This window comes from Gemmobacter denitrificans (assembly GCF_036964905.1).
Classification (GTDB): domain Bacteria; phylum Pseudomonadota; class Alphaproteobacteria; order Rhodobacterales; family Rhodobacteraceae; genus Gemmobacter; species Gemmobacter denitrificans.
The window spans coordinates 1-6,419 of sequence record NZ_JBALHR010000035.1 but is presented as its reverse complement, the minus strand read 5'-3'; the positions used below and the strand labels follow the sequence as shown (position 1 = coordinate 6,419).

The window sequence follows — 6,419 nt, the reverse complement described above, 5'->3', positions numbered from 1 at the left end:
TGATCTCCTCGTGCTTGGAGATCAGCAGACTTCAGATCGTAGCTTCCGTCACTGTCCGATTTTCGGGGAGTAGCTCATGCCTCCAACATACCATGCGGAAATGAATCTGGACCGCTCAAGCACACGACGCCGCATCCGTCGCAGACTTCCTTAGACAAGGAGAACCCGCGACCACCCAAGATACTGTCAGATATCACTGCTGAGTACCGGCTTTTTGGTGGTGGTTCCGCGAACAGCAGACCTGACACGTGGAATAGAACCACGCAAAGAAGAACGGATAAAACTAATATCTTTGCTTTCATCAGAACCCTCGCTTTCCAGCCAAATCCAAAGCCCTAGATTTGGCACAGTATGTTCCTGACTACAGATGCGTACTCGCTTGAAACGCCATTTACAAAGACTCTCAGATGCACCAGCTTACGCTTGGTCAACATGTGCAGTCTTTGCGATCATTGCGCAATCCTATTTGCAGTTTCCCAGAAAGAATCTTGTATTGGCATGAAGACGTTTTGAGCGCACCTTTGCGTATCCAATACTTGCCCATCTACAGGGAGATGAACGGCAACATAACCGTCTTCATGAAGTCTAATCGGCACCATTACTGCACAAACATTGTCCGGCCAAACCTCATCGTCTGGATTAATTTCCTTTTCACGATCCCATTGAGGAAACAACTTTTGAAACAAATTTTGTGAAAGCGCAAAGCTCTCCAGTCGTTGTTGAGAATATCCAATGTCGAAGCAATCAAAAACCTCCCCATCCCTCGATACAAATAGGATTGGAGGGGCGGGTTCTTTCTTCTCACGCAGAATTGCACCAATTCTTTCAACATATGGCCTCCAAACGCTACCGCAAGGACCATTCTCTGCGTCCGTCTGCGCATAGGCCGCGCCAAAGGCACCCTGTAAAATTGACATGACAAACGCCAATACCGCAGACGCGCACAACCAAAAGGACTGTTTCATTGCAAGACCGTTTCTTTCCGATAATATGTTTCACAAGACTTCTCACAAATAGAGGAAAAATCGAGACCTGATCCCGCTTGCTCGACATTCACGCAGAAGTCCATATCGATTCCTTCATAAACTTCGCTCTCCTCAGCAAGACTTACCGTCATTTCTCGATCATCACCACTACGCGGTTGCTTGCAACGATAATAGCGCAAACCGAACAGGAAACAGACAACTCTCCTAGGCGTTATACTAGGCGGCTTCCAGACCTGATCCGCCCTTTCCTACAGCTTACGTGACCGCAGACGTTGGTCGGGACGAAAAACCCTTGTACCGTGCAAAAAATCAGGCGAACTTTGCGCTAGGTCTCGCGCACTTGCGGAATATCGAATCGCTCCCCTCACCCAAGGTTCACATGACTGAATGGCGTCACCTTACACCCGAAGACATGGATTATGCCATGCAGGGGCGCACCATTCTTGCGAGTATGCTGAGTGGAGCCGAAGTGATAGAAGCGCCTGAGTTACAGGCGCTTTATGATTGGTGTCTGCAACAGGACTGGGACGTAAGCTTTGGCGCACTGGAAGAATATGGGCCAGTGCTGGCTTTGGGTGTCGGGTTTGGAGACCAAGTTGCCTGCTCGACCGGCATGCAATGGGTATGGGTGACCAAGGATCAGATGGACTGGTTTGGGCTGGCATTGAAGTGGCCGGACAAGCCGATATTCTCTTTTCCGACCCGAATGCTGACACAACGCCTGCATGATCGTTTGGCGATTCGGCTTGCTCCTTTGATTGAGGCACATGTGTCCGACCTTAATGCCGTAGCGCATGGCACGCATCCTGCGCTGCGAAATCCCTAAGGGTGCCCCAAAACGGTCCAGCAGAATCGGCTATATCTTCAGATAGGTGCCCAGGATCCTCTATACCAAGTTCTTCCTTGAGATCAATTTCATCTTCCATTTTTGCACTCTTCCTCCATGTAGACCCAGTACATTGCAAATGCGGCATAAGCCGCGGCGCTGACAATTAACAGCGTGGGATGCGATTTGACGTAATAGCCAGATAAGATGACCGCACCAAGCAATGAGTTTGCGCGAATAAATTGGTCATTAACTTTTCTTGTGAACTCGAATGGGTTTATTGGGATTATCGATAAGGCGGATCGCATTTTCCACATGACCGCGTGATAGCAAAATGCAAGGCCGAACGCTGCGGGCAATTGATCTTTATGCAGGATACTCAAGATCGAGATAAAAATAGAGGTTGATGCAATAACATCTATATAGGGCCACAGCTTGATGTAGTATTTCATCATGATCGCGATCACCGTTCAGTTAAAGCACTATGCGTCGCATCTGCTCGCGCAAAACGAGCTTATCTGGCGGCAGCTTGTCAAGATAGGGTTCTCCAGGAAGTGTTGACAAAACGGATTCCCTTCGGCGGCCGGGTGAGTTCAAGATCATCTCTACGTGGGAGGTGACCTTGGCACGCAACCTGATGTCGGACGACGAATGGGCATTCTTTGAGGGCTTCATCCGGGCAGTCCGCCATCCGAATGGGCACAAGCTTGGCGCTGCGCATGGGCCGAGTGCACGTCAAAGACAGCCATTTCGGTTGCATGTTCGATTGGATCCGTCACCCGTCCGAATTTCTCAAGCATCTGAAAATATTCGACTTCTCAAACATGCAACAGCCCGGGGCCACTTGCGGCGAAATTTGCATGTTCGGATGCCACCCCCAGGACCGATTTCTGGTTCGTCTGAGCCGCCCACGGCGTCAAATTGCCCATTTATCAGTAGGTTAAACGGTGCTCTCCGGGCGCCGTCCTTAGCCGACCGAAATCTTACATAAGTCCACTTATGACCGATTTAGGGGCATAGGTCGTGACTTTTAACTTTGATCGAACGTGGGAGCATCCAGAAATCAAGCTTCTGATTTCCAATGGTTTTCGGTCAATTCCGTACCTTTTTCGGATGTTCCCACGTGTCTGCAGGTATCCTTGTCAAACCACAGTAACTGTAGCGTGACACGCAAACCTGCAGAGTTTGACACAAGAACTTGCAGCAGAACGATTTTGCGGATCACGGCTGCCCTGCGTACAGGACAGACCGCTTGCTTGATCGGTAGGGACGTTGCCTGGAGGACGTGCGCCTCAATTTTGTACCGGTCAAAGCAATGGTCGACCGAACGTCCTTTGCCGATGGCTTTATCCTGTCACTCGCCCTTCAACTTGCGCATTGTGTCGTTCATAATCCTGAGAATTTTGGCGTCAGTGGTGTCCAGTTTGCCTTCTTTTTCCAAAGCAGATGCAATACTGATAGCCTGCTGCAAATACTGACTGGCATGTGCCGCATCAACCACCGCCAGCTTGGCAAAGCTCATAAACAAATCACGCTGCCACTGACTATTGCCCGGCTCGGCCTTTACCAGTCGCTGCGTGATCTCCAACCCAGAGTGATAGGCGCGCTCTGCTTCCACCAAATCACCACGCGACCGGGCGACATCTCCCATTTTGACATAACTTACCGAAAGAGAGCGCAATAGTTCGCTATTGTCCCGCTCGCGCTGTACCAAGCGCCTCGCAATTTCCAGCCCAGCCCGATAATTGACTTCGGCTCCGATCAGGTCGCGCCGCGCTAGGGCAATATCACCAAGTTTGATGTAGCTTACGACCACATCACGCTGCATGACCGTGCTTCCTGGGGCGCCCTCAGCAAGACGTTGCGCTATCTCGTGCCGAGCTCTATAGGCTCGGTCTGCCCCCTCTAGATCGCCCCGCGCACGGAAAATTTCACCAAGTCTTTCATGGCTTATCGCCAAATCGCGCTGCCATTCGCGTTTTTCTGGATCATGGTCAACCAAGCGCTGCGCGATCTCAAGCCCAAGCCGGTATGCGCGCTCGGCTCCCTCTAGATCGTCGCGTTCACGGGCGATATCTCCCTGTTTATTATAGCTAACCGACAGATTGCGCTGCCATTGGGCATTATCGGGTTCGGTCTCCGCAAGGTGCTTTGCGATCTCAAGCCCAGCCAAATAAGCCCGCTCAGCACCCGCCAGATCTCCGCGAGCAAGAGCGATATCGCCAAGCTTCGAATGGCTCACGACAAGGTTATGCTGCCATTCAGGATCGTCCGAAACGCCATTCAGCATCCGCTTTGAGGTATCACCCACGTCCCGGAAGGCTAGTTCAGCAATATGGAGGTCGCCCGCAATCAAGGCAGCCTGCCCCGCCCTTTCGAGTATCACCACACGCGGCCCTCCCTCCTCATACCCTGCGGCCTTCAGCCAAAGCCCAGCGGCCATTTGTCGTTCAAACTTTGCCTCGGCCAGTTCCGCCTCGGTTGTCAGCAGTGACAGCATGACGCGGTTCTCTTCATGCCGCCGGGCCATTATCTGCGTTTCATAGGTCTGACGGGCATCTCGTAGGGCGATTTGTGCCGCATCAAGATCGAACTGATCGCCGGTGGCCAAGGCCTTCTGGGCCTGATCCAACTGCGCCTGAATCTCGGGCGTATCGGCTGTCAGCTTGCGCAGACGCTCCAACTCCACCTGCGCCTGGTCGAATGCCTGCTTGGCGGTGATCAGCTCTTTCGCCCAATCGGCCTCGGGGATGTTCTTTGCCAGAAGCAGGCTCAGGAAAGTGGTGATCTGGCCGTGCGTGAACTGCAATTCCCCGGTGACCTGGGCCAATTCGGCGCGCGTCTGTTCATTTTGGGTCTTTGCCGCTACCAGTTCTGCCAATTCCTCGGGCTTGATATCGACCTCAGGCGCGAAGAAGGCTGCGCCCAGCAAGAAGAAGATCACCGCCAACAGCAGAAGCGGCAGTTTCAACGGTGCCCGAAGCAGCCAGAAGTACCACGGATGCGACGCACCTTTGGCATCTACGGTGGTTGGCTCGGTCTCTTCGTCGCGCAAGACCGGCAGCCAGTAACGGCGGATGAACTCCTCTTCGAAAAATCCGCTGTGCCGCAGCGGGTGATATCTGTCGCGCACACCGCCGGTTCCCATGCCGAAGGTGCCAGAGGCGCCGAAGCCAAAGGTCAGTGATTGGGCAAGAACCGGCCAGATGTCCAGGGTGCCGCATTCGTTGATGATGCGATCCCCGCCGGAGATGTATCCATTGACCTGTTTACCGAAACGAAGCCAATCGAATTTGGGATCGACAACACCCCCACACAGAACCAGCCGGTCAATATGGATATCGCCCTCTTCGCTAAGAATGCGGCTGATGACATAGGTCCCGAAACTATGGGCAAATACGATCACCTTGCGGCCGGGATGATCCTTCAGCACCTGCTGAAGTTCGCGTCGCACTTTGGCTACCGGGCCACCCCGGATGGATTCGCTGGGGATCAGAAAGCGGAAGATATCGAAATAGCCGTATTTGACCGGAATGACGGTCGCCTTGGTTTCCATCTCGAAGATATGCTTCACGCGGGACTGCCATGCGCCCGATGTTCGAATGCCGTGCAATAGAACAACAACCGTGTCTTGCATGAGACGCTCCGCCAATAAACCTTGGTAGAGGCGTTCCGGCTTCTGCGTCAAGCTGTGCCCAATGACAAAAGGGGCGAGGTTTCCCCCGCCCGCTTCATGTCACCCCAATATCCCGTCCACTGCTTCAAGAAACAGGTCTGCCCCTAGCGGGGCGAGGGCGCGTCGCCAGAGTTCGGGGGCGGTTTCATTGGCCAGGATTTGAACCCGGGTTTGAAGGGGGTTTGAATGGAGGATCACAGTCGGCCCGGCATCGATGCTGCGGGTCAGCCAATAGACCGTGCCGCCGGTAAATCGCTGGCCTGCGGTGATCGCGTCCGCGACCGCATGGCGGCCGCGATAGGCGGGCAGGAGCGAGGGGTGATAGCCGATGCCGCCCAGCCGTGACCATTGCAAAAGCCAGTCGGGCAGGATGCGGAAGGCATGGGCGCAGAGGATCAGATCGGGCCGCCAGGGCAAATCGGCGGGGATCAGCGGCACCTGGTCGGGCTTGGCCACGACCGGGATGGCCCGGGCACGGGCGGCCTTGGCGCTGCGATCCTCTGCCTGCGTGGTGACCAGCGCCAGATCATGGCCCCGGGCGTGGAGCCGGGTCAGGACCTCGGCCCCCAGCCAGCGGGTGGCAAAGAGCGCGATGCGGGGCGGCCTATTCGACATAGCGGAACCCCTGCACGGCGCGGAAGTGCCCGCCATAACCCGACATCGAACCGATACCGATCTGGCCCTTCCGCTCCGCTGCCCGCTGGATCGAGGCGCAGCTGCGCGCCTTGTGCGCTCCCATCAGGCTGGCCGAGACCTGCGCCCAGAGCGGATCGCGGCGCAGGGCAGCGGCAAGGCCGGGATGCGAGGTATGGAACAGCGTCGGCATGGCAAGGCCATATCCACCGAAGAGGGGTATGCGCAGAAAGCCATGGAAGCCGCGATCACTGCAGTCGTCGCGGAAGCACAACGCCTCGGGGTGTCCCCAAAGGGC

General features: G+C 54.8%; 5 protein-coding genes and 2 pseudogenes. 2 read left to right on the top strand and 5 right to left on the bottom strand.

From position 1 onward, the window contains the following. Positions 1-449 precede the first annotated feature (449 nt). Positions 450-965 (bottom strand): hypothetical protein, encoded by a 516-nt coding sequence (locus V6590_RS20570; protein WP_335425584.1) that lies wholly within the window; start codon positions 963-965, stop codon positions 450-452. 400 nt (positions 966-1,365) lie between these two features. Here V6590_RS20570 and V6590_RS20565 point away from each other — a divergent pair, with 400 nt between their 5' ends. Then, a complete protein-coding gene (locus V6590_RS20565; RefSeq protein ID WP_335425583.1) occupies positions 1,366-1,812 on the top strand; it encodes a DUF3806 domain-containing protein in 447 nt (148 codons plus the stop codon). An 89-nt stretch (positions 1,813-1,901) separates the two neighbouring features. On the opposite strand, the gene V6590_RS20560 is transcribed toward V6590_RS20565, so the two are convergent. Beyond that, the gene (locus V6590_RS20560; protein WP_335425582.1) at positions 1,902-2,264 is read right to left on the bottom strand and encodes a hypothetical protein; all 363 of its coding nucleotides are present in this window, start codon (positions 2,262-2,264) and stop codon (positions 1,902-1,904) included. A gap of 164 nt (positions 2,265-2,428) precedes the next feature. Here V6590_RS20560 and V6590_RS20555 point away from each other — a divergent pair. After that, positions 2,429-2,518 (top strand): annotated as a pseudogene (locus tag V6590_RS20555) (IS5/IS1182 family transposase); the annotation flags it as partial. A 648-nt stretch (positions 2,519-3,166) separates the two neighbouring features. Here V6590_RS20555 and V6590_RS20550 read toward each other — a convergent pair. From V6590_RS20550 to V6590_RS20540, 3 genes and pseudogenes are all read right to left on the bottom strand, one after another. After that, positions 3,167-5,449: a hypothetical protein gene (locus V6590_RS20550; RefSeq protein ID WP_335425581.1), complete on the bottom strand. Its 2,283-nt coding sequence runs from the start codon at positions 5,447-5,449 to the stop codon at positions 3,167-3,169. A 99-nt stretch (positions 5,450-5,548) separates the two neighbouring features. Further along, the gene (locus V6590_RS20545; RefSeq protein WP_335425580.1) at positions 5,549-6,103 is read right to left on the bottom strand and encodes a formyltransferase family protein; all 555 of its coding nucleotides are present in this window, start codon (positions 6,101-6,103) and stop codon (positions 5,549-5,551) included. Next, positions 6,093-6,419, bottom strand: a pseudogene (locus V6590_RS20540) (hypothetical protein); the annotation flags it as partial. The pseudogene V6590_RS20540 and the gene V6590_RS20545, both read right to left, overlap by 11 nt.

Bases quoted from the DNA above. Each gene is read 5' to 3' on its own strand.
- V6590_RS20545 (WP_335425580.1), bottom strand. From the start codon at position 6,103: ATGTCGAATAGGCCGCCCCGCATCGCGCTCTTTGCCACCCGCTGGCTG.
- V6590_RS20565 (WP_335425583.1), top strand. From the start codon at position 1,366: ATGACTGAATGGCGTCACCTTACACCCGAAGACATGGATTATGCCATG.
- V6590_RS20550 (WP_335425581.1), bottom strand. From the start codon at position 5,449: ATGCAAGACACGGTTGTTGTTCTATTGCACGGCATTCGAACATCGGGC.
- V6590_RS20560 (WP_335425582.1), bottom strand. From the start codon at position 2,264: ATGAAATACTACATCAAGCTGTGGCCCTATATAGATGTTATTGCATCA.
- V6590_RS20570 (WP_335425584.1), bottom strand. From the start codon at position 965: ATGAAACAGTCCTTTTGGTTGTGCGCGTCTGCGGTATTGGCGTTTGTC.